This is a genomic window from Microbacterium paludicola, from assembly GCF_015235415.1.
GTDB lineage: Bacteria > Actinomycetota > Actinomycetes > Actinomycetales > Microbacteriaceae > Microbacterium > Microbacterium paludicola.
The window spans coordinates 1-24,164 of the sequence record NZ_JADGLL010000043.1; the positions used below are offsets into that span (position 1 = coordinate 1).

At 71.1% G+C, this 24,164-nt stretch carries 23 protein-coding genes and 4 tRNA genes; 6 read left to right on the forward strand and 21 right to left on the reverse strand.

Annotation, left to right across the window (positions count from 1 at the left end; all coding sequences use genetic code 11):
- Positions 1 to 182: 182 nt before the first annotated feature.
- Both IR155_RS13245 and IR155_RS13250 read left to right on the forward strand, forming a co-directional pair.
- Positions 183 to 1,919 (forward strand): DUF349 domain-containing protein, encoded by a 1,737-nt coding sequence (locus IR155_RS13245; protein ID WP_322783524.1) that lies wholly within the window; start codon positions 183 to 185, stop codon positions 1,917 to 1,919.
- Between the two features lie 89 nt (positions 1,920 to 2,008).
- Positions 2,009 to 2,569, forward strand: coding sequence for a hypothetical protein (locus tag IR155_RS13250; protein WP_135115293.1), 561 nt, complete (start codon positions 2,009 to 2,011; stop codon positions 2,567 to 2,569).
- On the opposite strand, the gene IR155_RS13255 is transcribed toward IR155_RS13250, so the two are convergent.
- From IR155_RS13255 to IR155_RS13300, 10 genes are all read right to left on the reverse strand, one after another.
- Entirely contained in the window at positions 2,548 to 4,797 is a 2,250-nt protein-coding gene (locus IR155_RS13255; RefSeq protein ID WP_135115294.1) for a RelA/SpoT family protein, read from the reverse strand. The genes IR155_RS13250 and IR155_RS13255 overlap by 22 nt on opposite strands.
- Positions 4,798 to 4,867: 70 nt before the next feature.
- Positions 4,868 to 5,848, reverse strand: a complete 981-nt coding sequence (gene secF, locus IR155_RS13260) for a protein translocase subunit SecF (protein ID WP_135115295.1) — start codon at positions 5,846 to 5,848, stop codon at positions 4,868 to 4,870.
- The gene (gene secD / locus IR155_RS13265) at positions 5,848 to 7,584 is read right to left on the reverse strand and encodes a protein translocase subunit SecD (RefSeq protein ID WP_135115296.1); all 1,737 of its coding nucleotides are present in this window, start codon (positions 7,582 to 7,584) and stop codon (positions 5,848 to 5,850) included. Before secD ends, secF begins: the two co-directional genes overlap by 1 nt.
- 45 nt (positions 7,585 to 7,629) lie before the next feature.
- Positions 7,630 to 8,115, reverse strand: a complete 486-nt coding sequence (locus tag IR155_RS13270; RefSeq protein WP_135115297.1) for a preprotein translocase subunit YajC — start codon at positions 8,113 to 8,115, stop codon at positions 7,630 to 7,632.
- Positions 8,116 to 8,203: 88 nt separating this feature from the next.
- Positions 8,204 to 9,250, reverse strand: a complete 1,047-nt coding sequence (gene ruvB / locus IR155_RS13275) for a Holliday junction branch migration DNA helicase RuvB (RefSeq protein WP_135115298.1) — start codon at positions 9,248 to 9,250, stop codon at positions 8,204 to 8,206.
- Positions 9,228 to 9,848 carry a Holliday junction branch migration protein RuvA gene (gene ruvA / locus IR155_RS13280; RefSeq protein ID WP_135115299.1) on the reverse strand — a complete coding sequence of 207 codons (621 nt, stop codon included), beginning with the start codon at positions 9,846 to 9,848 and terminating at the stop codon, positions 9,228 to 9,230. The genes ruvB and ruvA overlap by 23 nt, the downstream gene beginning before the upstream one ends.
- A gap of 27 nt (positions 9,849 to 9,875) precedes the next feature.
- Positions 9,876 to 10,460 (reverse strand): crossover junction endodeoxyribonuclease RuvC, encoded by a 585-nt coding sequence (gene ruvC / locus IR155_RS13285; protein WP_135115300.1) that lies wholly within the window; start codon positions 10,458 to 10,460, stop codon positions 9,876 to 9,878.
- A 461-nt stretch (positions 10,461 to 10,921) separates the two neighbouring features.
- Complete coding sequence (locus tag IR155_RS13290; RefSeq protein WP_135115301.1) at positions 10,922 to 11,653, reverse strand: phosphotransferase; 732 nt, start codon at positions 11,651 to 11,653, stop codon at positions 10,922 to 10,924.
- Between the two features lie 164 nt (positions 11,654 to 11,817).
- Positions 11,818 to 12,579: a YebC/PmpR family DNA-binding transcriptional regulator gene (locus tag IR155_RS13295; RefSeq protein ID WP_135115302.1), complete on the reverse strand. Its 762-nt coding sequence runs from the start codon at positions 12,577 to 12,579 to the stop codon at positions 11,818 to 11,820.
- A 91-nt stretch (positions 12,580 to 12,670) separates the two neighbouring features.
- Entirely contained in the window at positions 12,671 to 13,582 is a 912-nt protein-coding gene (locus tag IR155_RS13300; RefSeq protein WP_135115303.1) for a L,D-transpeptidase, read from the reverse strand.
- Positions 13,583 to 13,620: 38 nt separating this feature from the next.
- Between IR155_RS13300 and pdxY the strand changes: the two genes are divergently transcribed.
- On the forward strand, positions 13,621 to 14,472 hold the full coding sequence (pdxY, locus tag IR155_RS13305) for a pyridoxal kinase PdxY (protein ID WP_135115304.1): 852 nt from the start codon (positions 13,621 to 13,623) through the stop codon (positions 14,470 to 14,472).
- 19 nt (positions 14,473 to 14,491) lie between these two features.
- On the opposite strand, the gene IR155_RS13310 is transcribed toward pdxY, so the two are convergent.
- From IR155_RS13310 to pdxS, 3 genes are all read right to left on the reverse strand, one after another.
- Positions 14,492 to 15,505, reverse strand: coding sequence for a DUF2510 domain-containing protein (locus tag IR155_RS13310; protein ID WP_135115305.1), 1,014 nt, complete (start codon positions 15,503 to 15,505; stop codon positions 14,492 to 14,494).
- 112 nt (positions 15,506 to 15,617) lie between these two features.
- On the reverse strand, positions 15,618 to 16,220 hold the full coding sequence (pdxT, locus tag IR155_RS13315) for a pyridoxal 5'-phosphate synthase glutaminase subunit PdxT (protein ID WP_135115314.1): 603 nt from the start codon (positions 16,218 to 16,220) through the stop codon (positions 15,618 to 15,620).
- Positions 16,214 to 17,137, reverse strand: a complete 924-nt coding sequence (gene pdxS / locus IR155_RS13320) for a pyridoxal 5'-phosphate synthase lyase subunit PdxS (RefSeq protein ID WP_135115306.1) — start codon at positions 17,135 to 17,137, stop codon at positions 16,214 to 16,216. The genes pdxT and pdxS overlap by 7 nt, the downstream gene beginning before the upstream one ends.
- 93 nt (positions 17,138 to 17,230) lie before the next feature.
- Here pdxS and IR155_RS13325 point away from each other — a divergent pair, with 93 nt between their 5' ends.
- Positions 17,231 to 18,553 carry an aminotransferase class I/II-fold pyridoxal phosphate-dependent enzyme gene (locus IR155_RS13325; RefSeq protein WP_135115307.1) on the forward strand — a complete coding sequence of 441 codons (1,323 nt, stop codon included), beginning with the start codon at positions 17,231 to 17,233 and terminating at the stop codon, positions 18,551 to 18,553.
- Between the two features lie 40 nt (positions 18,554 to 18,593).
- On the opposite strand, the gene IR155_RS13330 is transcribed toward IR155_RS13325, so the two are convergent.
- Genes IR155_RS13330 through IR155_RS13340 form a run of 3 tightly spaced genes read right to left on the reverse strand, consistent with a single transcriptional unit; the run spans position 18,594 to position 21,990 of the window.
- Entirely contained in the window at positions 18,594 to 19,139 is a 546-nt protein-coding gene (locus IR155_RS13330; protein WP_233441211.1) for an HIT family protein, read from the reverse strand.
- Complete coding sequence (gene thrS, locus IR155_RS13335) at positions 19,136 to 21,067, reverse strand: threonine--tRNA ligase (RefSeq protein WP_228067210.1); 1,932 nt, start codon at positions 21,065 to 21,067, stop codon at positions 19,136 to 19,138. The genes IR155_RS13330 and thrS overlap by 4 nt, the downstream gene beginning before the upstream one ends.
- 41 nt (positions 21,068 to 21,108) lie before the next feature.
- The gene (locus IR155_RS13340; protein WP_135115309.1) at positions 21,109 to 21,990 is read right to left on the reverse strand and encodes a helix-turn-helix transcriptional regulator; all 882 of its coding nucleotides are present in this window, start codon (positions 21,988 to 21,990) and stop codon (positions 21,109 to 21,111) included.
- A gap of 101 nt (positions 21,991 to 22,091) precedes the next feature.
- On the opposite strand from IR155_RS13340, the gene IR155_RS13345 reads away from it, so the two are divergent.
- The gene (locus IR155_RS13345) at positions 22,092 to 22,856 is read left to right on the forward strand and encodes an SDR family oxidoreductase (protein WP_135115310.1); all 765 of its coding nucleotides are present in this window, start codon (positions 22,092 to 22,094) and stop codon (positions 22,854 to 22,856) included.
- 15 nt (positions 22,857 to 22,871) lie between these two features.
- On the opposite strand, the gene IR155_RS13350 is transcribed toward IR155_RS13345, so the two are convergent.
- The 5 genes from IR155_RS13350 to IR155_RS13370 all read right to left on the reverse strand — a co-directional run bounded on the left by IR155_RS13350 (position 22,872) and on the right by IR155_RS13370 (position 23,695).
- Positions 22,872 to 23,237, reverse strand: coding sequence for an ankyrin repeat domain-containing protein (locus IR155_RS13350; protein WP_135115311.1), 366 nt, complete (start codon positions 23,235 to 23,237; stop codon positions 22,872 to 22,874).
- 65 nt (positions 23,238 to 23,302) lie between these two features.
- A tRNA-Gly gene (locus tag IR155_RS13355) sits at positions 23,303 to 23,375 on the reverse strand.
- A 28-nt stretch (positions 23,376 to 23,403) separates the two neighbouring features.
- Positions 23,404 to 23,475: transfer RNA gene (locus IR155_RS13360), tRNA-Val, on the reverse strand.
- A 27-nt stretch (positions 23,476 to 23,502) separates the two neighbouring features.
- Positions 23,503 to 23,573, reverse strand: a tRNA-Cys gene (locus tag IR155_RS13365).
- Positions 23,574 to 23,622: 49 nt separating this feature from the next.
- Positions 23,623 to 23,695: transfer RNA gene (locus tag IR155_RS13370), tRNA-Gly, on the reverse strand.
- 162 nt (positions 23,696 to 23,857) lie between these two features.
- Here IR155_RS13370 and IR155_RS13375 point away from each other — a divergent pair.
- Positions 23,858 to 24,046 carry a hypothetical protein gene (locus IR155_RS13375; RefSeq protein WP_135115312.1) on the forward strand — a complete coding sequence of 63 codons (189 nt, stop codon included), beginning with the start codon at positions 23,858 to 23,860 and terminating at the stop codon, positions 24,044 to 24,046.
- The last annotated feature ends 118 nt before the right edge of the window (positions 24,047 to 24,164 follow it).

The window sequence follows — 24,164 nt, forward strand, 5'->3', positions numbered from 1 at the left end:
CCCCCGTGCCGACGGGCACTCCCGCGCCGAGCGACACTCCGGCGCCCAGCGGCACGCCCTCGGCGACCGAGACGCCCGCGGGCTGACGCGCGGCGTCACGGCACCGGGGTCGACCCTGAGTGGGCGTACTAGGCTAGGCGCGTCCTGTCCCCTCCCGCGGTCACCGCGCAAGGAGCCTCCCCGTGACGATCCCCGATCACACCCCTGCTGAAGAGACGACCCCGGACGGCGCCGACGCCGTCGAGGTCGACGAGACCGCGCCGGAGAGCGCAGAGAGCACCGAACCCGTCGCCGCCGACGAGGTCGCCGAGCCGGAGACGCCGGCCGAGGTGAACGCGCCCGCCGAGGAGGCCGTCCCCGCGGCGGAGGAGCCGGCCGAGGCCGAGGCGCCCGTGGCGGAGACCGAGGAGCCCACTCAGAGCGAGGTCCAGGCGGACGCTTCCGCCGAGGACGTCGTCCCGGACGCTGAGCAGGCCGCCGAGCCCACGACTGAGCAGGCCCCCGAGCCCGAGGCTGAGCAGCCCGCCGCCGAGCAGCCCGCCGAGCCCGAGGCCGCCGCCGAGCAGGCCGCCGAGCCCGAGGCTGCCGAGGCGGAGACGCCGGCGGACGAGGACCAGGCCGCCGCCGCGCCGGCCGCCGCGACTCCCAAGCCGAGCGCGCCCGCCAAGCCGGCAGCCCCCGCGGCGCCCGCCGACACCACCAAGTGGGGCCGGGTCGATGAGGCCGGCGTCGTCTCCGTCCGCGAGGGCGACGAATGGCGCGTGGTCGGCGAGTACCCCGACGGCACGCCGGAGGAGGCGCTCGCCTACTACGAGCGCAAGTTCGACGACCTCGCCCTGCGCGTGCGCACCCTCGCCCAGCGCCGCCTCCGCGGCGGCGCATCGGCCGCCGACCTGCGCGGCCAGGCGAAGAAGCTCCGCGAGGAGGTCGTGGGCGCGGCCGTCGTCGGCGACATCGCCGGGCTGACCGACCTGCTCGACGCGCTCACCGACTCGCTCGCGGAGGCCAGCGCCGAGGAGGCCGCCGCGCACCGCGCCGCGGTGGACGAGGCCGTCGCCCAGCGCACGGCGATCGTCGAGCGGGTCGAGGCGCTCGCCGCGCGCGACCCGAAGTCGATCCAGTGGAAGCAGGCGACCACCGAGCTGAATGCCGCGTTCGAGGAGTGGCAGCAGCACCAGCAGTCGGCCCCGCGCCTTCCGAAGGCGACGGGCCAGGCCCTCTGGAAGCGCTTCCGTGACGCGCGCTCCACGGTCGAGCGCCACCGCCGCGCGTTCTTCGCCGAGCTCGACGAGACGCACAAGTCGGCGCGCGACCGCAAGACGAGGATCCTCGAGCGCGCCGAGGCCCTCGCCCCGAAGGGCGAGGACGGCATCCCCGCCTACCGCGCCCTCCTCGACGAGTGGAAGGCCGCCGGCCGCGCCGGCCGCAAGGTCGACGACGCGCTGTGGGCGCGCTTCAAGGCCGCGGGCGACGCGCTGTACTCGGCGCGCGCCGAGCGGGACGCCGCCGAGCAGGCGGAGTCCGCCCCGCGCATCGAGGCGCGCAAGGCGCTGCTCGAGGAGGCGAAGGCCGTTCCCGACACCGCCGACCTGACGAAGGCCCGCCAGCTGCTGACCGGCATCCAGCGCCGCTGGGACGAGGTCGGCCGCATCTTCCCGCGCGACGTCGAGCGAGGCCTCGACGACCAGCTGCGCAAGATCGAGCAGGATCTGCGCGCCCGCGAAGAGGTCGACTGGAAGCGCAACAACCCGGAGACCAAGGCCCGCGCGAACGACGCGACCCGCCAGCTCCAGGATGCGATCGACAAGCTCGAGAAGGAGCTCGCCGCCGCGCAGGACAAGGGCGACAAGAAGGCAGAGGCCGAGGCCCGCGAGGCACTCGAGGCCCGTCGCGCCTGGCTCAAGGCGATCGGCGGCTGACCCCAGCGCTCGCGCTGCTGCAGGGGCGCGCGGCACCGGTTATCCACACCGGGCCGCGCGCCTCCGGCGTTTCCGGGCACACTTCCCGCATGGCCCGCGTCCACTTCGCCCACGACGTCCTGTCCCCCGCCGAGCTGTCCGCGGCGCTTCTCGACGGCGAGCTCGCCCGCGTCGGCGGCGCCTTCGCTCCCGCCGACGCGCTGGAATCGCCCGACCTGCGCGCCGCGACCCTCCGGCCGATCCTCGGCGACACGCTCGTGGCCATCGGCAGGAGCGCCGCGTGGATCCACGGCGCGCTCGGCCTGCCTCCGGACGTGCATCACGTCCAGCGCGGACCACACGGCACCACCCGGCCTGTGCGGCGCGATGTGCGGTTCCGCGACACGGCGATCGACAGCGCCGACACCGTCCTGCTCGGAGGCGTGCGGGTGTCGAGCCGGTCACGCACCCTCGTCGAGCTCGCCCGAGAGGCCGACGACCCGGTCGCCGCCGGCGCGGCACGGCGCCTTGCCACCCCCGCACTCATCCGCGAGGCGCTCGACTGGATCGCCGCGCACCGTCGACTTCCCGGCCGGCAGCCCGCCATGGCGTTCCTCGCCGGGCTCGCCGAAAGGTCAGCTGAGCCGGATCAGGACGACGTGACGCGGTAGACGTCGTAGACGCCGTCGATGCGGCGCACCGCGTTCAGCACGCGGTCGAGGTGCACCGCGTCCCCCATCTCGAACACAAAACGGCTGAGCGCGAGGCGCTCCTTCGTCGTCGAGACCGTCGCCGACAGGATGTTCACGTGGTGCTCCGTCAGCACGCGGGTCACATCCGAGAGCAGACCGGAGCGGTCGAGCGCCTCCACCTGGATGTGCACGAGGAACACGCTCTTCGTCGTGGGCGCCCATGAGACGGCGATCATCCGCTCGGGGTCGTTCTTCAGCGACTTGACGTTCGTGCAGTCCGACCGGTGGACGGACACGCCGCTGCCGCGGGTGATGAAGCCGACGATCTCGTCGCCCGGCACCGGCGTGCAGCACTTCGCGAGCTTCACCAGGATGTCGTCGGCGCCGCGCACGAGCACGCCGGAGTCGCCGCCGCGGGGTCGGCGCTGACCGACCGTGGGCGGGAGCTCGACCTGCTCGGTTGTCGGCTCCTCGCTGCTCTGGATGAGGCCGCTGACCTTCTCGAGCACCGACTGCGTGGAGACGTGCCCCTCGCCGACCGCGGCGTAGAGGGCCGACACGTCCTCGTAGTGCATGATGTCGGCGACATCCTGCAGCGAGTCCTTGAGTCGCTGCAGCGGAAGGTGATGGCGGCGCATCGCGCGAGCGATGGCATCCTTCCCCTGCTCGATCGCCTCGTCGCGACGCTCCTTCGTGAACCAGCCGCGGATCTTGTTGCGGGCGCGGGTGCTCTTGACGAACGTCAGCCAGTCCTGGCTGGGGCTCGCATCCGGGTTCTTCGAGGTGAACACCTCGACCACGTCGCCGGAGTTCAGGGTCGACTCGAGCGGCACAAGGCGGCCGTTGACCTTCGCACCCATTGTGCGGTGGCCGATCTCGGTGTGCACGGCGTACGCGAAGTCGACGGGAGTCGCGCCGGCGGGAAGTCCGATGACCTTGCCCTTGGGCGTGAAGACGTAGACGTCCTTCGCACCGATCTCGAAGCGCAGCGAATCGAGGAACTCGCCCGGGTCCTTCGTCTCCGACTCCCAGTCGGAGATGCGGGCGAGCCACGCCATGTCGGTGTCGATCGACTTCGGGTCGGGGACGGTCTTACCGCCCGCCATCCGCTCCTTGTACTTCCAGTGCGCCGCGACACCGAACTCGGCCTGCTGGTGCATCTCGTGCGTGCGGATCTGGATCTCGACCGTGCGACCGCCCGGGCCGATCACCGTGGTGTGGAGCGAGCGGTACAGGTTGAACTTCGGCGTCGCGATGTAGTCCTTGAACCGGCCGGGGAGCGGACGCCAGCGCGCATGGATCGAGCCGAGCACGGCGTAGCAGTCGCGCACCGTCGCGACGATCACGCGGATGCCGATGAGGTCGTAGATGTCGTCGAACTCACGGCCCCGCACGACCATCTTCTGATACACGGAGTACAGCTGCTTGGGGCGCCCGGCGACGGTGCCCCGGATGCGCAGCTCGTGCAGGTCGCGGCTGACGTCGTCGATGACGTTCTGCACGTACTGCTCGCGCTGGGGCGTCCGCTGCTTCACCAGGCTGTCGATCTCGTTGTAGATCTTCGGATGAAGCACCGCGAACGAGAGGTCCTCGAGCTCTGACTTGATCGTCTGGATACCCAGGCGATGCGCGAGCGGCGCGTAGATCTCGAGGGTCTCGGTTGCCTTCTTCTTCGCCTTCTCGGGCGGGACGAAACCCCAGGTGCGGGCGTTGTGGAGGCGGTCTGCAAGCTTGATGACCAGCACGCGGATGTCCTTGGACATCGCCACGATCATCTTGCGGACGGTCTCGGCCTGCGCGCTCTCGCCGTACTTGACCTTGTCGAGCTTGGTGACGCCGTCGACAAGCAGCGCGACCTCGTCGCCGAACGCCGCCTGCAGCTCGTCGAGCGGATAGCCGGTGTCCTCGACCGTGTCGTGAAGCAGCGCTGCCGCGATCGCCCGCGGACCGAGCCCGAGCTCGGCGAGGATCTGCGCGACGGCGAGCGGGTGGGTGATGTACGGCTCACCGCTCTGGCGCTTCTGCCCGCGGTGCTTCTCGTCGGCGACCGCGTAGGCCTTCTCGATGATCGCCATGTCGCCGCGCGGATGGTTCGCCCGCACGGTGGTGATCAGGCGCGTCAGGTCGGCGTGCCGCGCGGCCCGGGAGAAGATGCGCGGCACGAGGCGCCGCAGGCTCGGCGCCTGAGAGGTCACTGAATCGGCCATGTTCCGCCCCCTCCCCCGATCGCCGGTCCGCAGTGCGGATTCGACAATCCTACGCCGGGGCGGGGCCGGCTCAGGCCGCGCCACGTGCGGCGAGCACCCTCTCGTCGGCCTGGCGGATCGCTGGCTCGCCCTCACGGAACAGCGAGTACAGCGGCGCGGCGACGAACAGCGTCGAGTAGGTCGCGACGATGATGCCGACGAAGATCGACAGCGAGATGTCCGACAGCGTCTCGGCGCCGAGCCAGAACGATCCGATGAACAGGATCGCCGCGACCGGCAGCGCCGCCACCACGGACGTGTTGATCGAGCGCACGAGCGTCTGGTTCACCGCGAGGTTGACCGACTCGCCGAACGTGCGCCCGGACCCCTCGGCATCCTGCTCGGTGTTCTCGCGGATCTTGTCGAACACGACGGTCGTGTCGTACAGCGAGTACGCGAGGATCGTGAGGAAGCCGATCACGGCCGCCGGAGAGATCTCGAAGCCGCACAGCGCGTAGATGCCGACCGTGACGATCAGCACGTCGATCAGACCGATGATCGCGGCGGCCGACATCTTCCATGTGCGGAAGTAGATCGCAAGGATGAGGAACGTCAGCGCGAGGAAGATCGCCAGGCCCCACAGCGACTGGCGGGTGACGTCCTGACCCCAGCTGGGGCCGATGAACGAGGCCGTGACCTCCTCGGGGGCGACGCCGTACGCGCCGGCAAGGGCCTCGGTGACCGCGTGAGTCTCGTCATCGCCGAGCTGCGACGTCTGCACGCGGATGTCGCGGTTGCTGATCGTCGTGACCTTGGTCGTCGCATCCGGCACGACCTCTTCGACGGCATCCGTCGCAAGAGTCTGGTCGGTCGACGCGGGCGCCGAGACGAGGAACTGCGAGCCGCCGGTGAACTCGACCGAGAACGTGAACCCGCCGCGCACGAACGGGGCGAGCGCGGAGAGCACGACGAGCACGATCGCGACGATGAACCAGGTGCGGCGGCGACCGACGAACGGGAAGGAGCTCTTGCCCGTGTAGAGGTCGTTGCCGACCTCGGTCATGGAGCGCATCAGTCGTTCCCCTCCTCGGCGCGCGGGGCGCCCTTGCTCGAAGACCCGGACGGGGCGGCGGCCTGCTCGGCTGCCTTGCGCTCGGCGATCGTCTGGCGACGCTCGGCCTCGGCGCGGGAGCGCGAGGCGCGACCGCGTGCGGCAACGGGCGCGCGGAAGCTCGCCCGGCCGCGGTAGACCGCGCCGAGGGCCGTCGGGTCAAGGCCCGACAGTCGGTGCCCGTCGCCGAAGAACGGCGTGCGCACGAGAAGCTGCATGACCGGGTGCGTGAACATCACGAAGATCAGGACGTCGAGCACGGTCGTCAGACCCAGCGTGAACGCGAAGCCCTTCACGGTGGCGTCGGCCAGGATGTAGAGCACCACGGCCGCGAGGACGTTGATCGACTTCGAGATGTAGATGGTCCGCTTCGCGCGGGCCCAGCCGTCCTCGACCGCAACGGTCATCGCCTTGCCGTCTCGCAGCTCGTCGCGGATGCGTTCGAAGTAGACGATGAACGAGTCGGCGGTGAAGCCGATCGTGACGATCAGGCCCGCCACGCCGGCGAGCGACAGGCGGTAGCCGAGTCGCCACGACAGCAGGCACAGCAGGATGTACGTCAGCACGCCCATCACAACGAGCGAGGCGATGATCACGAAGCCGAGTGCGCGGTAGCTGATGAGCACAACGAACAGGCCGACGAGCACAAGGCCGATGAGGCCCGCGATCAGACCGCTCTGCAGCTGCTGCGTGCCGAGCGTCGCCGAGATGGTGTCGGAGCTGACGACCTCGAAGCTCAGCGGCAGCGCACCGAACTTGAGCTGGTCGGCGAGCGCCTTCGACGTGTCCTGATCGAAGCTTCCCGAGATGCTGGGACGGCCGTCGGAGATCACCGCGTTCATCGACGGGGCCGAGATCACGTTGCCGTCGAGGACGAACGCGAACTGCGCCCGCGGGTCGTTCGGCGACTGCTGCCGGATGGTGTTCAGCCGCTCGCTGATGCCGGCGAACGTCTCGGTTCCCTGCTGGTCGAACTCGAGGTTGACGCTCCAGACGCCCGTCTGCGGGTCGACGCCGTTCGTGGCGTCGACGATCGACGATCCATCCATCTCGACCGGGCCGAGGATGTACTTCTGCGCACCGGTGACGTCGCACGTGATGAGCGGCTGGTCGGCCGGGGCCGACGACGGGTCGTTCGCCTCGTCGGCGCAGTTGTACGCGTTGAACTGCGCCCACAGCAGGTCGCTGACCCACGCCGGGTCCGAGCCGTCGGACGGCTCGGTGGTCGGCTGCGCGTTCAGGGACGGACCCGGGGTCGGGTACGGCGTCTCCTCGCCGTCCTCGCCAACGAACGTGTTGGTGGGGCCGCCCGTGTAGATCACGGCGCGAAGGGCCATCTGGGCGCTCGCCTGGATGCGCTCGCGCGTCTCCTCATCCGCGTTTCCGGGGATCTGCACAACGATGTTCTGCGATCCCTGGGTCGAGATCTCCGACTCGCCGACGCCGGAGGCGTCGACGCGCTGTCGGATGATCGCCACCGCCTGGGAGAGCTGCTCGGCCGAGGGAACGGCCTCCTCGGTCTGGGCCTCGAGCACGATCTGCGTGCCGCCCTGGAGGTCGAGCGCGAGCTCGGGCACCCAGGTGCCGCCCTTGAAGACGTGAACGCCGAGGGCGTTGGCGCCGAAGAGGATCGCGGTGATGACCAGCAGGCCGGTCAGGACGCGCCAGGCACGGCGCGCAGGAGTGGATGTCGCCACGGGCGGTCAGCTTTCTGCAGCGGGAGGGGGACGAGCCGGAGAGGCTCAGTCCTTCTTGTCGGTGCCCTGGTCGCGCTTGTCGTCGCCGAGGTCGAGGTCGGGAAGCTCGTAGGCGGGGAAGGCCGACTCGCTCGACGCGGAGCTCTCCGCCGGCTCGACGGCATCCGTCTGCGCGTCCGTCTCCGCCTGGGTCTCCACGACGGTCTCGTCATCGGCGACATCCTCGGCGTCCGTCTCCGCCTCGTCCGCGACCACGGCCGTCTCGGGCGCGAGGTCGACGGACTGCGTGTGCAGCTCGACGACGACACCGGGAGCGATCTCGACCTCGGCGGGCTGCGACAGGTCGTCCTTGTCGTACGCGACGAGCGTGCCGAACAGACCGGAGCGGGTCATGACGCGGGCGCCGGGCACCATCTTCTCCGCCTTGAGGGCCTGCTCCTCGCGCAGCTTCTGCTGGCGGCGCCGCGAGCTGAAGAACATCCAGATGAGCAGCACGGCCAGGACGACGAGGAGCAGGAGATTCGGATCCATGGGGCGGGAGAGCCTTTCAGATGGGCGCACGCGCCGTCATCGGCGCGAGAGAGGGGGGATTCGGCGGGAGCCGCCAGACCTCCAGCGATTATAGGTCATCAAGATTCAGCGCCCCGTCCGGATGGGCCACGCCGACGTGTGCGTAGGCCTCCGGGGTGGCGATGCGGCCGCGGGGCGTGCGCCCCATGAACCCGATGCGCACCAGGTACGGCTCGACGACGCTCTCGACCGTGTCGGGCTCCTCGCCGACCGTGACCGCCAGGGTCGAGAGGCCGACCGGTCCCCCGCGGAAGCGCCGCACGAGCGCATCCAGCACGGCGCGGTCGAGGCGATCGAGGCCGATCGCGTCGACGTCGTAGAGGTCGAGCGCGGCCTGGACGTCCGCCAGCGCGGGCTGGGTGCCGCCGGAGTGGACGAGCGCGTAGTCCCGGACGCGACGCAGCAGCCGGTTCGCGATGCGCGGCGTGCCGCGGGAGCGCCGCGCGATCTCGACGCGCTGCGCCTCGCCGAGCCGTACGCCGAGCACCGACGCGGATCGCTCGACGACCCGCTCGAGCTCATCCGGTTCGTAGTACTCGAGGTGTGCGGTGAAGCCGAACCGGTCGCGCAGGGGGTTCGGGAGCATCCCCGAGCGCGTCGTCGCGCCCACGAGTGTGAACGGCGCGAGATCCAGCGGGATGCTTGTCGCGCCGGCGCCCTTGCCGACCATGATGTCGATCCGGAAGTCCTCCATCGCGAGATAGAGCATCTCCTCGGCGGAGCGCGCCATCCGGTGGATCTCGTCGATGAAGAGCACCTCACCCGGCGTCAGGCTCGACAGCAGGGCCGCGAGGTCTCCCGCGTGCTGGATCGCCGGGCCGCTGGAGAGCCGGAGCGGCCGCTCGCTCTCCTGCGCCACGATCATCGCCAGGGTCGTCTTCCCGAGTCCGGGAGGGCCGGCGAGCAGGATGTGGTCGGCGGGCCGCTGCTGGATGCGGGCGGCGTCGAGCAGCAGCTGCAGCTGACCGCGCACCTTGTGCTGCCCCACGAACTCGGCCAGCGTGCCGGGGCGCAGCGCTCCCTCGACCGCGAGCTCGACCTCGTCGAGGGGCTCGGGCGCGGTCACGTCGTCGTCAGCCACGCGCGGCCCCCGCATGCTGGGCCGGTCCGAGCAGCGCGAGGGTCAGCCGCAGCAGCGCCTGCACCGACGCGCGGTCGGCGTCGGAGGCACCCTCGGCGGCCTGCGCGACGGCGTCGCTCGCCACGCGCTCGGGCCAGCCGAGGCCGGCGACCGCCTGCACCACGCGGTCGGTGACGTCCGTCGCCGCGGCCGACGGTGCCGCGCTCGGCACGGGCGGGGCGAGCTTCCCCTGCAGCTGCACGACGATGAGCTTCGCGGTCTTGGGCCCGATGCCCGACACCCGGCGGAACGGCTTGTCGTCGTCCTCGGCCACGGCCGCCGCGATCTGGTCGACCGTGAGCGCGGAGAGCACGCCGAGAGCGGACTTGGGCCCGACCCCGGAGACCGTGAGCATCGTGCCGAACACGTCGAGCTCATCGCGCGTGGCGAAGCCGAACAGCGACAGCGCGTCCTCCCGCACGATGAGGGTCGTGTGAAGGAAGAGGCTCTCCCCGACGCGCGCGGTGCGGGCGACGTCCGGCGGCACGGCGACGGAGAACCCGACTCCCCCGACCTCCACGATGACGCTGTCGGTGCCGGCATGCAGGACGGTGCCGCGCAGGGAGGAGATCATGCGACAAGCCTACGGGCGGGTTCGCACCTATGTTCGAGCGACACGCGCCCGGCGGGTGCGCTTCTCGGCATCGGCCCATGCGCGCTGCGCGGGCGTGAGCGAGGTGTCGGCGCCGTGCGCCTGCGCGGAGGCTCCCCCGCCCCAGGCGTGGCACAGCGCGAGCGCGAGCGCATCGGCGGCGTCCGCGGGCTGGGGAAGGGCGTCGAGCCGCAGCACGCGCTGGATCATCGTCTGCACCTGGCGCTTGTCCGCCGAGCCGTAGCCCGTCACGGCGGCCTTCACCTCGCTGGGCGTATGCGTCGCCGCGGGGATGCCGCGCTCCGCGGCGAGCATCAGCGCGACGCCGCTCGCCTGCGCCGTGCCGGTGACCGAGTGGAGGTTGTGCTGCGCGAACACGCGCTCGACCGCCACCACGTCCGGGGAGTGCGCGTCGAGCACCTCGCGGATCCCGCGGGCGATCGTCGCCAGCCGCTCGGCGATCGGCATCTCGGGGGCCGAGCGCACGACCCCGACGTGCACGAGCGTCGCGGTGCGGTTCCGCGCCACGTCGACGACGCCGACGCCGCACCGGGTGAGGCCGGGATCGATCCCGAGCACGCGCAGACTGCTCATCCGCCCAGCGTAGGCGCGGCCGGCCGCTCCCCCGCCGCGCAGCGCCGCACATCCGCCGCCCGCAGGCTCACCCGCCTGGCCGCAGGCTCATCCGTCCCGCCGCACCGCACGCGTCACATCGCGCCTGTCCGCGGGCGACGCCGCTCGCGCCTCCTTCGCCCCGTGCGGCTCGCGTGCCTCGGCGCAGGCTCATCCGTCCCACCGCACCACACGCGTCACATCCAGCCTGTCCGCGGGCGTCCGAAGAACCGGGTCCGCAGAGACCCGAGGGACGGGGATGGACCCCACCCGTCACACGCGCCACATCGGTCCGGTTTTCGGTCATCCCTCGACGACGCGCCAGTTCGTCGCCCTGCATCGCTCGCTGCTTGTTTACCCCGTACAGGCTCAGGTGCCCCGGCGCAGGCTCATCCGCCGCAGCGGAGCACACGCGTCACAACCAACCTGCGGTCGGGCGCGGGTCACGCGCGCAATCGCGCCGCGTCGCGGCGATACATCCGCGCGTGGCCGGCGAGGTCGTCGCGGCCCGTCTCCGCGGCGCGGGCCTCCGTGAACGCCGCGAGCTCCTCGAGGCGCACAGCGGCCATCGCCCGGACCTCCGCCGTGGACCAGTCGCCGCCGTAGGACGCGACGAGCTCGGCGATCCGCTCATCCGGCGATCCGAAACGCTCCGGATCGAACGCGGGCGCGTCCTCGGCGAGCGGCGCGATCCGATACGCGAGGTACGCGACATCCCACAGGCGCGGGCCGGGAGAGGCGAAGTCGAAGTCGATCGCGGCGATCGCGGCATCGGAGATCAGCAGGTTGTAGGGCGCGAAGTCGTTGTGGCAGACGACCTCGGCGGGCTCATGCCTCGGCGCGCGCCATACAAGCGGATCGGCGGCGAGCGGGGCGCCCGCGTCGTGGATGCGGCGCAGCAGGCGGGCCGCCTTCCGGAGGATCGCGCGCGACCACAGGATCTCGGGCGCAGCGTCCGCGAGCACCTCGCCGGGGAGGAAGCTCAGGATCTCCCGCCCCTGCTCATCGATGCCGTGAACGCGTGGCGTCCCGGGCACCTCGGCCTCGCCGCAGCGCTCGAGCAGGCGGTGGACGGCCGGCGCCCAGGGCCCCGTCTCCCGACGCACGGTGCCGCCGATGCGCACGACGGGGGTCACGTTCCCTCCCGCCAGGATCACCTCGTCGTCGTCACCCACCGACCCACCGTAGCGACCGCGGACAGGCTGGCGCGCCGCCGCGCAGGCTCATCCGTCCCACAGAGGCTCAGGCGTCACATCGAGCCTGTATGCGGACTCCCCCGACGGCGCAGAACCGCCCCACCCGGCGGACCGGATGGGGCGGTGACGGATCAGGTGGATGCTTACTCGTCGTCCTGCTCGAGCTCTGCCTGCACCTCGGGGGTGAGGTCCATGTTCGTGAAGACGTTCTGCACGTCGTCGCTGTCCTCGAGCGCGTCGATCAGGCGGAAGACCTTGCGGGCCGTCTCGGCGTCGACGGGGACCTTGACGTTCGCGACGAACTCGGCGTCCGCCGACTCGTACTCGATTCCCGCCTCCTGGAGCGCCGTGCGCACCGCGACCATGTCGCTGGCCTCGGTGATGACCTCGAAGCCCTGCGGGTGCGGCTCGACCTCGAGCGCGCCGGCCTCCAGGGCGGCGAGCATGACGTCGTCCTCGCTGGCGCCCTCGTTCGAGGCGACGATGACGCCCTTGCGCTCGAAGTTGAACGACACGCTGCCCGGGTCGGCCATGTTGCCGCCGTTGCGCGTGACGGCTGTGCGCACCTCGGCGGCGGCGCGGTTCTTGTTGTCGGTCAGACACTCGATCAGCATCGCGACGCCGCCCGGTGCGTAGCACTCGTACATGATCGTCGTGTAGTCGACGGCCTCGCCGCCGATGCCGGCGCCGCGCTTGATGGCGCGGTCGATGTTGTCCTTCGGGACCGAGGTCTTCTTGGCCTTGAGCACCGCGTCGAACAGCGTCGGGTTGCCCGACTCATCGGGGCCGCCCAGGCGCGCCGCGACCTCGATGTTCTTGATCAGCTTCGCCCACGACTTCGCGCGGCGGGCATCGATGACCGCCTTCTTGTGCTTGGTCGTCGCCCACTTTGAATGACCTGACATGACTCTCCCGCTCTCGTCCTCCGGTCGCGCCTCGCGGCGTCGAGACCTCCTGACAGTCTAAGAGAACGCCCGGCGCGCCGACGGCACGCCCTCAGGCGCGGATGTGGACGGGCGTGCCGAGGGGCAGCTCACTCAGCACCGCCGTCGCCTCCGCCGAGACGCGCAGGCAGCCGTTGGAGATCGCGCCGCTGCGGTACGCGTGGTAGTGGAACGCCGTGACGGCGACGGGCTGGCCGCCGAATCCGGGCAGCGTCGGCGACTGCACCGACAGGTAGACGAGCGGGTTGCCCTCCGTGTAGGCGAACTCCTCCACGACGTCGACGAACATCACGAACGAGCGTCCCAGCGGCGTCGGGGTCGCCTCGGTCCCCCACGCGAAGTCGTCGGCGACGATCGTCTCCTGCTCGCCGGATCCGTCATCCGTCACGATCCGGACGGTGGTCTCCGACAGATCCACCTCGACCCGGTGCGGGTTGCGCGTGAGATCGACGTCCGCGGTGCGCAGCCAGCCTGTCACCTGCGCGGGGTCGCCGTCCCCCGGCAGCGCCTGACGCCCGGTGAGCAGCACACGGACCCAGTGGTCGTGCTCCTCGATCACGGGCACGACTGAGCCACCGTAGGGCTGCTCCCGCGGAAGCTGCGCCACCGGTTCTCCGCCCTCACGGTCGAACACCGGGGCCGCGGCCTCCCTCGGCTGGGCGACGAGGCCTGTGGTCGGGGCGTCGGGATCGTCGTCGAGCGGCAGCCGCGGATTGATCGCAAACACGTCGGCGACCGGCAGCGCGCCGAGGTCGTAGGCCGCCGTGTCGGCCGGCTCACCGCGCAGGGTCGGCGTCGGCGTCGGAGTGGGGGTCGGTGACGGTTGGGCCGACGGCGACTCGACCGAGCGCGCGGTCGATGGGGCGCCCTGCCCCGCCTGGGAGCCCACGGCCACCGCGACCGCCCCGCCGACGACGAGCACGACGACGCCCCACAACGCGATGCGACGGACCCCACTCCCCATGCGTCCATTCCACCACTCCGAGGTGCGAGGATCGAGGGATGAAGATCCTCTCGATCCAGTCGGCGGTGGCGTATGGGCACGTCGGCAACTCCGCCGCGGTGTTCCCGCTGCAGCGCATCGGCGTCGAGGTGCTGCCGGTCTACACCGTCAACTTCTCCAATCACACGGGCTACGGGGCGTGGCGCGGCCCGCTCATCGCCCCGGAGGACGTGCGCGAGGTCATCACCGGCATCGAGGAGCGCGGCGCGTTCCCCGGGATCGACGCGATCCTCTCCGGCTACCAGGGAAGCGAGGGCATCGCGGATGTCATCGTCGATGCGGTGGCACGGGTGAAGGCCGCCAACCCGGACGCGATCTACGCGTGCGATCCCGTCATGGGCAATGCGACGTCGGGATGCTTCGTCGCCCCCGCGATCCCGGTGCTGCTGCGCGACAAGGTCGTGCCCGTGGCCGACCTCATCACGCCCAACCAGTTCGAGCTCGGCTACCTGACCGGGACCGAGCCCGGCGACCTCGCCTCCACGCTCGAGTCGGTCGATCGCGCACGGGACATGGGCCCCCGCACCGTGCTGGTGACGAGCGTCGAGCGACCGGATCGCGAGGAGGGCACCCTCGAGATGCTCGCGGCCGACGATCAGGGCGCCTGGCTCGTAACCACGCCCCGGCTGCCCTTCAAGGCGAACGGATCGGGCGACGTCACCGCCGCCCTGTTCACGGCGCACTACCGGGCGACGGGCTCGGCCGCCGAGGCGCTCGCCCGCACCGCGTCGAGCGTCTTCGGCCTGCTCGAGCAGACGCTCGCCTCGGGCGAGCGCGAACTTCAGCTCGTCGAGGCGCAGGAGCACTACGCCAACCCGCGCCGGGAGTTCGAGCCGCGCCAGGTGCGCTGACCGCGCCCGGACGCGAAGGTCAGTTCGCGGGGTACAGCTCCAGGTAGGCGGCCTCCCACTGCGGGGCGTCGGCCTCGCAGATGAAGGACGTCCCGAAGACGGCGATCTCGAGCATGCTCTGACGGATCAGATCCGCCTGATCGGGCGCCTGATCGATCTGTCCCTGGATGAGCGGCGACGTCGCGACGTGCGTCGAGACCGTGTCGGTGGTCACCGTGTGGAAGTTCAGGATCGAGGTCTCGCAGGCATCGAGCGCGAGGGCGAGCGTCACCGCCTCCTCCTCCTCGGTCCAGGTGAGGCCGTTCGACTCGATCCACTCCCGCTGCTCGGCGACGAACGCGATCTGCTCCGGCGTGCGGGCCTTTGCCAGGGATCCGTCGAGCGGCTGCTGCTGGTCGGCGATGAACTGATCCCGCTCGGCGAGGGCGGCCGCGTAGTCGCCGTCCGCGGCGCTCGTCGAGGGCACGGGCTCGACCGAGGGATCCGGCTCTTCAGATACGGCGGGCGCGCTCTCCGAGGTCGCGGAAGGAAGCGGCGCGGGCGTGGCAGCGCTGTCCGACGCCTGATAGGCGCTCCACGCGAGGGCTGCGAGGATGCCGAGCATCACCCACACGACGGTGCCGAGCGCACCCACCACGATGCCGATCGTGGGGATCACCCGGCTCAGTCCGCGGCGGCCCGCGCGGACGAGCGCCACGATGCTGAGGATGAGCCCCACCGGCGCGACGAGCACGGCGAGGATGAGCCCCACGGTGGCGACGGTCTCGGACCCGCGCGGCGCGGCCGGGCTCGCCGGCGGCACCGCGCCGGCCTGCGGCGTCCATGGTTCCTGGGGCGCGGGGCCCGTGGGCGGCGCCATCGCGGCGTCCGGGTCCGTCCCATCGGCAACGGCCGGCTGCGGCGCGTCGGAGGTCACTCCCGTCGCCGGCGCGACCTGTTCGGTCCAGGCTGTGCCGTCCCACCAGCGGAGGTCGCCGGATCCGTCCGGATACCATCCGGGAGGCGTTCCTCCGCGCGAGTCTGAATCGGTCATGCGTCCCCCTTCGCAGCCGACCGCGCCTCACGCCCGGTCTGCCGCCAGAGTAGCGGGAGGGAGCCGGCGCGGCGCGGGAACTCCGTTGCCCGCGGCGCCGTGTCGATCCGAGTCAGGAGACGGACGCGACCCTCGCCAGGAACCGCTCATGGAACCGGATGTCGCCGGTCACCTCCGGGTGGAAGGCGGTGCCGAGCAGCGCGCCCTGCTCCACGGCCACCACACGTCCGTCGGCGAGGGCCGCCAGCGGCCGCGCCGCCCGTCCTACCTCCTCGACGAGCGGAGCCCGGATGAAGGCGGCATGCACCGGGGGTCCACCGAGCTCGGCCACATCCAGGTCGGTCTCGAACGACTCCACCTGACCGCCGAAGGCGTTGCGGCGGACGGTCACGTCGAGCCCGCCGAAGGTCTGCTGCCCGGCGATGCCGTCGGCGATCCGATCGGCGAGCAGGATCAGCCCCGCGCACGTGCCGTAGACCGGCATGCCGTCGGCGATCGCCTGGCGGATCGGCCCCTGGAGCTCGAACGCGCGCGCGAGCTTGTCGATCACGCTCGACTCGCCCCCGGGCAGCACAAGACCGTCGACCTCGGCGAGTTCGGCGGCCCGTCGCACGAGCGTCACCCGCGCGCCGAGCGTGTCGAGCGCGCGCGCGTGCTCGCGCACGTCTCCCTGCAGGGCGAGCACGCCGACGCGCGGCGCCCCCGGGGTCACCAGCCGCGCTCGGCGAGACGGTGCGGGGCGGGAACGTCGGCGACGTTGATGCCGACCATCGCCTCGCCGAGCCCGCGCGAGACCTCCGCGATGACCTTGGGGTCGTCGTGGAACGTCGTCGCCTTGACGATCGCGGCGGCGCGCCCGGCGGGATCGCCCGACTTGAAGATGCCGGATCCGACGAACACGCCGTCGGCGCCGAGCTGCATCATCATCGCGGCGTCGGCGGGGGTTGCGACGCCGCCGGCGGTGAACAGCACAACGGGGAGCTTTCCGGTCTCGGCGATCTCCGCGACGAGGTCGTACGGCGCCTGCAGCTCCTTGGCGGCGACGTAGAGCTCGTCCTTCGTCATCGAGCGCAGGGAGTTGATCTCGGACGTGATCTTCCGGATGTGCTTCGTCGCCTCCGAGACGTCGCCCGTGCCCGCCTCGCCCTTGGACCGGATCATGGCGGCGCCCTCGTTGATGCGGCGGAGCGCCTCGCCGAGGTTCGTCGCCCCGCAGACGAACGGCACCGTGAAGCGGTGCTTGTCGATGTGGTTCACGTAGTCGGCGGGCGAGAGCACCTCGGACTCGTCGATGTAGTCGACGCCGAGCTCCTGCAGCACCTGCGCCTCGACGAAGTGGCCGATGCGGGCCTTGGCCATGACGGGGATCGAGACGGACGCGATGATGTCGTCGATGAGGTCCGGGTCGCTCATCCGGGCGACGCCGCCCTGTGCCCGGATGTCCGCGGGCACGCGCTCGAGGGCCATGACGGCGACGGCTCCGGCGTCCTCGGCGATGCGCGCCTGGTCGGCCGTGACAACGTCCATGATCACGCCGCCCTTCAGCATCTCCGCGAGGCCGCGCTTGACGCGTCCGGTGCCGGTGGCGGGTGTGGGGGCGTCGGCGCGCGTCGTCTGCTCGGCAAGGCTCACGGGGGTCTCCTCTCGGCGGCGCACCGGTGGGGACGAGGCGCGCCTTTGATCTAGGCCAAACCGTAGCACGTGGTGGGACATACACTCGTCGGGATGACGGACGCGACGCAGCAGATCGAGGGACGCACCGCGATGGAGATCGCCGACAGCGTGCGCACGCTCCTCGAACGCGGTGCGCTGCGCCCCGGCGACGCCCTTCCCCCGGTGCGCGCGCTCGCCGAGCGGCTCGGTGTGAACCGCAACACCGCGGTTGCCGCGTACGGCCTGCTGAGCCGCGCCGGGACCGTCGTCGCGGGAGGGCGCGCCGGCACCAGGATCGCCGACCTCTCCCCCGTCGCACAGGAGGGCTACGCGCGCGACAGCGTGCTGCGCGACATCGGCGCGGGCAACCCCGACCCCGCCCTGATCCCCGATCCCTCCCGCGCCCTGCGGGCGCTCGCCGGCCGTCCCGTGCTCTACGGCGAGCCGGTGATCGACCCCGGGCTCGAGGCCTGGGCGGGCGACTGGTTCGCGCCAGACGTCGCCCCCGCCGAGCTGCGCCTGACGATCACAAGCGGCGCGGTCGATGCGGTCGAGCGCCTGCTCGCACAGGCGCTCACGCGAGACGACGCCGTCGCACTCGAAGACCCGTGCTGGCTGGCGAGCATCCACACCGTCCGCCTGTCCGGGTACCGCGCGGTGCCGGTGCCCGTCGACACCGAGGGGATGACGCCGGACGGCCTCCGCGCGGCCCTCGCGCAGGGCGTCCGCGCCGTGGTGTGCACCCCGCGGTCGCAGAACCCGACCGGTGCCGATGTCAGCGCCCGTCGCGCGGAGGAGCTGCGCGGGATCCTCGCCGACCATCCGTACGTGCTGGTGATCGAGGACGACCATTACTCGCTGCTCTCGCAGCGGCCCTTCCACTCGATCGTGGGGCCCGCGCACCGCCGGTGGGCGCTCGTCCGCTCGGTGTCGAAGTTCCTCGGCCCCGACATGAGCCTCGCGGTCACCGCGACGGATCCCGAGACGGCGGAGCGCCTCGCGCTGCGCCTGAGCCCCGGCACAACGTGGGTCAGCCACCTGCTGCAGCGCCTCGCGCACGCCCTGCTCACCGACCCCGACTCGCGCGACACCATCGCCCGCGCCGGTGCGCACTACGCGGCGCGGAACGAGGCGTTCGTCGCGCGACTCGCCGCGCACGGCATCCGGATGGCGGCGGGCGACGGGCTGAGCCTGTGGGTGCCCGTCGGCGCTCCCGCGCGCGACGTCGCCGAGCAGCTGATGCGCCGTGGGTGGCTGCCGCGCACCGGTGACGAGTTCCGCCTCGCGGGCGACGAGCCATCCCGGCACCTGCGGCTGACGGTGCACGACCTGACGGACGCGGAGGCCGAGGCCCTCGCATCCGATCTCGCGGCATCGATCCCTGCCGCCTCTTAGCGCACGTCGCGCCGGTCAGGCGGCCGCAGAGACCACGGAATCAGACGGGCCAGGCGTCCGCGATCGCGCGCCGCACGTCGCCGAGCAGCTGCGGCAGCGCCTTCGTCTTCGCGATGATCGGGAAGAAGTTCGCGTCGCTCCCCCAGCGCGGGACGATGTGCTGGTGGAGGTGCTCCTCCACGCCCGCGCCCGCGACGTGTCCCTGGTTCATCCCGATGTTGAAGCCGTCGCAGCGCGAGACCTCGCGCAGCACGCGCATCGCCGTCTGCGTCAGCGACGCGATCTCGGCGACCTCCGCCTCCGTGGCCTCGTCGTACAGGCCGATGTGGCGATACGGGCACACGAGCATGTGCCCGGAGTTGTACGGGAAGAGGTTGAGCACCACGAACGCGTGCTCGCCACGGTGGACGATCAGGCCGGTCTCGTCGTCCTTGCCGGGAGCGGCGCAGAACGGGCAGCCGGAGCCGCGGTTCACATCGGCGCCCGCGGCGATGTACGCCATGCGGTGCGGCGTCCACAGGCGCTGGAACTCGTCGGGGACCGCGACGAAGTCGGCCGCGTCCTCGATGTGCTCCTCGCCGGTCACACGAGGTCCTCGGCGGTCTGGACGACGGCGAGCGAGCCGATGGCCTTCGTCACGAGCTCGACCGCCTCGTCGATCGGCACGCCGTTGCGCTGCGAGCCGTCGCGGAAGCGGAACGAGACCGTGCCGGCCGCGCGATCCTGCTCGCCGGCGATCAGCTGCAGCGGCACCTTGGCGGTCGTGTGGGTGCGGATCTTCTTCTGCATGCGGTCGTCCGAGTGGTCCACCTCGGCGCGGACGCCGACGGCGCGCAGCCGGTCGATGACGCCGTCGAGGTACTCGGCGAACTCGTCCGCGACCGGCACGCCGACGACCTGCACGGGCGCCAGCCACACGGGGAAGTCGCCCGCATAGTGCTCGAGCAGGATGGCGAAGAAGCGCTCGATCGAGCCGAACAGCGCGCGGTGGATCATGATCGGGCGCTGCTTCGAGCCGTCGCGGTCGGTGAACTCGAGCTCGAACCGCTCGGGCAGGTTGAAGTCGAGCTGCACGGTCGAGAGCTGCCACGAGCGGCCGATCGCATCCGTGACCTTGAGGTCGATCTTCGGCCCGTAGAAGGCCGCCTCACCGGGCTCCTCGACGAGCTCGAGGCCCGTCTTGAGCGCGACACGGCGGAGCGCATCGGTCGCGGTCGCCCAGACCTCCTCCTCGCCGATCCACTTCGACTTCTCGTCGTCGCGCATCGACAGCTCGAGGCGGAAGTCGGTCAGGCCGAAGTCCTTGAGCAGCGACAGCACGAACTCGAGCACCTTGGTGGTCTCGGCCTCGAGCTGGTCGGGCGTGACGAAGAGGTGCGCGTCGTCCTGCGTGAAGCCGCGCACGCGGGTGAGGCCGTGAAGCGCGCCCGAGAGCTCGTTGCGGTACACCGTGCCGTTCTCGGCGAGGCGCAGCGGCAGGTCGCGATAGCTGCGCGCGCGCTCCTTGTAGATCAGGATGTGCATCGGGCAGTTCATCGGCTTCAGGTAGTAGTCGACGCCCTGCTTGGTGACGTTTCCCTCGTCGTCGCGCTCCTCGTCCATCCGGATGGGCGGCCAGATGCCGTCGGCGTACGTCACGAGGTGGTTGGAGGTCACGAAGAGGTCCTTCTTCGTGATGTGCGGCGTGTAGACGTAGCTGTAGCCCTCGGCGATGTGCCGGCGACGCGCGTGCTGCTCCATCTCGCCGCGGACGATGCCGCCCTTCGGGTGCCACACCGACAGCCCGGAGCCGATCTCGTCCGGGAACGAGAACAGGTCGAGCTCGCGGCCGAGCTTGCGGTGGTCGCGGCGCGCGGCCTCCTCCAGGCGCTGCTGGTACGCGCGCAGCTCGTCCTTCGTGGGCCATGCGGTGCCGTAAATGCGCTGCAGCTGGGGGTTCTTCTCGCTGCCGCGCCAGTAGGCGCCCGCCATGCGCAGGATGTCCCAGCCGTTGCCGACGATGCGGGTCGAGGGCACGTGGGGGCCGCGGCACAGGTCCTTCCAGGCGGTCTCGCCCGTGCGGCCGTCGATGTTGTCGTAGATCGTCAGCTCGCCCTCGCCGACCTCGACGCCGGCGCCCTCGGCCGCCTCCTTCTTGCCGCCCTTGAGCCCGATCAGCTCGAGCTTGAACGGCTCGTCGGCGAGCTCGGCGCGCGCCTCGTCCTCGGTCACGACACGGCGGCGGAAGCGCTGCCCGTCGCGGACGATGCGCTGCATCTCCTTCTTGATCGCCTTCAGGTCGTCGGGCGTGAACGGCTCGTCGACGCCGAAGTCGTAGTAGAAGCCGTCGGTGATGAACGGACCGATGCCGAGCTTCGCCTCGGGGCGCAGAGTCTGCACCGCCTGCGCCAGCACGTGCGCGGTGGAGTGACGGAGGATGTTCAGGCCGTCCTGGCTGTCGATCGTGACCGGCTCGGTCGTCTGCGTGTCCATGACCTCCGCGGCGAGGTCCTTCAGCACACCGTCGACGCGCATGGCGACGACGTTCTTCTCGGGGTACAGATCGAATCCGGTGGTCACCAGATCATCCTAGTTGCGCGCATCGCCCCCTCTGCCGCCGCGAAGCGCTGCGAGCCGAGCACCGACAGCAGCCGCAGCTTCTCCCACGCCTCGGTGCGCGGCGGCGCGGTGAGCACGAGAAGTGCCTGGGACTGGTCCTCGGTGAACAGCACCTGGCAGTCGACGTCGATGCGGCCGAGCTCGGGATGCACAAGGGTCTTGTGGTCCTCGAAGCGGCGCGCGACCTCGTGCCGGTCCCAGATCGCCGCGAACTCGTCGCTGGCCCGTCGCAGCACGCGCACCAGCTCGCCGGCACGCGAGTGCGACCCCATCGCCCCGTACGCGACGCGCAGGGTCGCGACCAGGGCGGCAGCCTGGCGCTCCCGGTCCTCGGCGGGATAGACCTCGCGCGCCGACGGGTCGGTGAACCACCGGTGGATGTCGCTGCGATCCCAGCCCACGCGCGCCGAATGATCGCCGAACAGCGCGACCGCGGGCCCGTTGGCGACGAGCGTCTCGCCGAGCGGCGACAGGATCAGCGCCGGGGTGTCGTCGAGCCGGTCGAGCACCCGCAGCAGGGCCGGCGCGACATGCGTGGCCGCGTCGAACCGGTCCGGCGCCGCGTGCCCGGCCACGCGGAACAGGTAGTCGCGCTCGTCGGCGCCGAGCCGAAGGGAGCGCGCGAGCGCCGCCAGCATCTGCTCGCTCGGCTGCGGCCCACGCGACTGCTCGAGGCGCGTGTAGTAGTCGACCGACATCCCGGTCAGCTGCGCGACCTCCTCGCGACGCAGGCCCGGCGCGCGACGGCGCGCACCGGACGGAAGGCCGACGTCCTCCGGCTGCAGCGCGGCACGACGCATCCGCAGGAACTCAGCAAGGGCTGCTCGGTCGGCGCTCATCGCTCCATCATCCGCCCGCCCGATCCGCCGTGCCAGGGATCGCGGATCCCCCGATGAGCGGGTCTCTCCCGGCGGCGCGCGGCCCGGCGCAGTCTCGATGCATGAACACCACCACAGACACCGTCTTCATCCCCGGCGCCACGAGCGGCATCGGCCTCGCCCTCGCTCAGCGCCTGCAGGAGCGCGGCGCGACCGTCATCATCGGCGGTCGCCGCCAGGAGCTGCTCGACGACCTCGCCGCCGCCTACGGCTTCGGCACCGTCCGCATCGACACCACCGACCCGGAGAGCATCCGCACCGCAGCGGACGAGGTGATCCGCCGGTGGCCCGAGCTCGACGCCATCGTGCTGATGGCGGGCATCATGGTCGCCGAGGACTGGCGCGGCCCGGCGTTCCTGCCCACGGCGGAATCGATCGTCACGACGAACGTGCTCGGGCCGATCCGGCTCATCGCGGCGTTCACCGAGCATCTTCAGTCGCGCCCCGCCGGCACGATCATGACGGTCTCCTCCGGGCTGGCGTCGGTGCCGCTGCGTCCGACGCCGACGTACAACGCAAGCAAGGCGTTCATCCACATGCTGAGCGAGTCGATCCGCCTGCAGTTCGCCGGCACGGGCGTGACCGTGACCGAGATCGTGCCGCCGTCGGTGCGCACGGCGCTGCTGCCCGGCCAGGAGGACAACGAGCAGGCGATGCCGCTCGACGAGTTCGCGGACGAGGTGATGGACCTGCTCGAGCGGGATCCCGGCGCGCACGAGATCCTCGTGGAGCGGGTGAAGTTCCTGCGCTTCGCCGAGGCGCGCGGCGACTACGACACCGTCGTGGGGATCGTCAACGCGACCGACCCGCACGCCGCCGCCGACTGAGCGCGGCGCGGGCCGTCACTCCCCCGGCAGCGACCGGCCGAACATCTCGGCCGTCGCCCGGGCGGAGGGCGCGCCCGCGTCGGGGTCCGCGCCGGCGGTCAGGAGGACGCGGATGACGTCGTCGTGCTGCTTGAAGACGGCGCCGGCCAGCGGCGTCTGCCCCCGGCCGCTGACGCGGTCGACGTCCGCGCCGCGCTGAGCGAGGCCGGCGACGAGCTGCGCGTGCCCGTGGTACGCCGCGAGCATGAGCAGCGTGCTCCCCTGCGCGTCCGCCAGATCCACGGGGACGCCGGCGTCGACCTGATCGAGCACTGCCGCGGCATCTCCCGCGCGGGCGAGGTCGAACAGGCGGTCGGCGAAGGCTGCGGCGGCGTCGGTCATGGCTCAAGTCAACCATCCAGGAAACGACGAAGCCCCGGTGTGAACCGGGGCTTTCTCGTATTCCGAGCGGATGACGAGACTCGAACTCGCGACCCTCACCTTGGCAAGGTGATGCGCTACCAACTGCGCTACATCCGCATGAGCCGGAACCGTGGGATCCGTCTCGTGCGCGATACTGGGATCGAACCAGTGACCTCTTCCGTGTCAGGGAAGCGCGCTACCGCTGCGCCAATCGCGCTCATAAGAGCTGTATTCAGTTTTGTCGAGGTGGCGACGGGATTCGAACCCGTGTAAACGGCTTTGCAGGCCGGTGCCTAGCCACTCGGCCACGCCACCACGGGGATGAGACCCGCATGCCGAGAACCTGAATGGATCTCTGCACTCGAGCGGATGACGAGACTCGAACTCGCGACCCTCACCTTGGCAAGGTGATGCGCTACCAACTGCGCTACATCCGCATCGCGCCCGATTGCTCCGGGCACTTGTTACACATTAGCCGACGACGACGACGGATCCAAACCACGTCCCGCCGTCGGGCGTGTCCTCTCGGCGGATCCTGAGGTCGGATCGCGGTGTCAAGCTCCTCCCCCTCGGGACGCGTCCCGCGTACCGTCGACGGCATGGGCAACGACGACGAGATGACCGACGAAGAGAAGCGCCGCGATCAGCTGACCTCGGCTCCCGACGCGACCGAGGAGGACGCGAAACCGCGGATCGTGGTGTCGGAGCGCGACGGCGTGAAGCGGATCGACATCGCGGAGGATGCACCCGTGCGACCCGGCGATCCCACGAGCGAGCCGGGGTTATAGGCCAAAACGAGTGGATGGATGACTGATCCTGCCGCGTGATTACGCGGTGAAACGGGGTTCGTCATGGTCCGCGACCCTTAGTCGTGGACCTTCCGTCGAACACGACGACCTGTCTGGT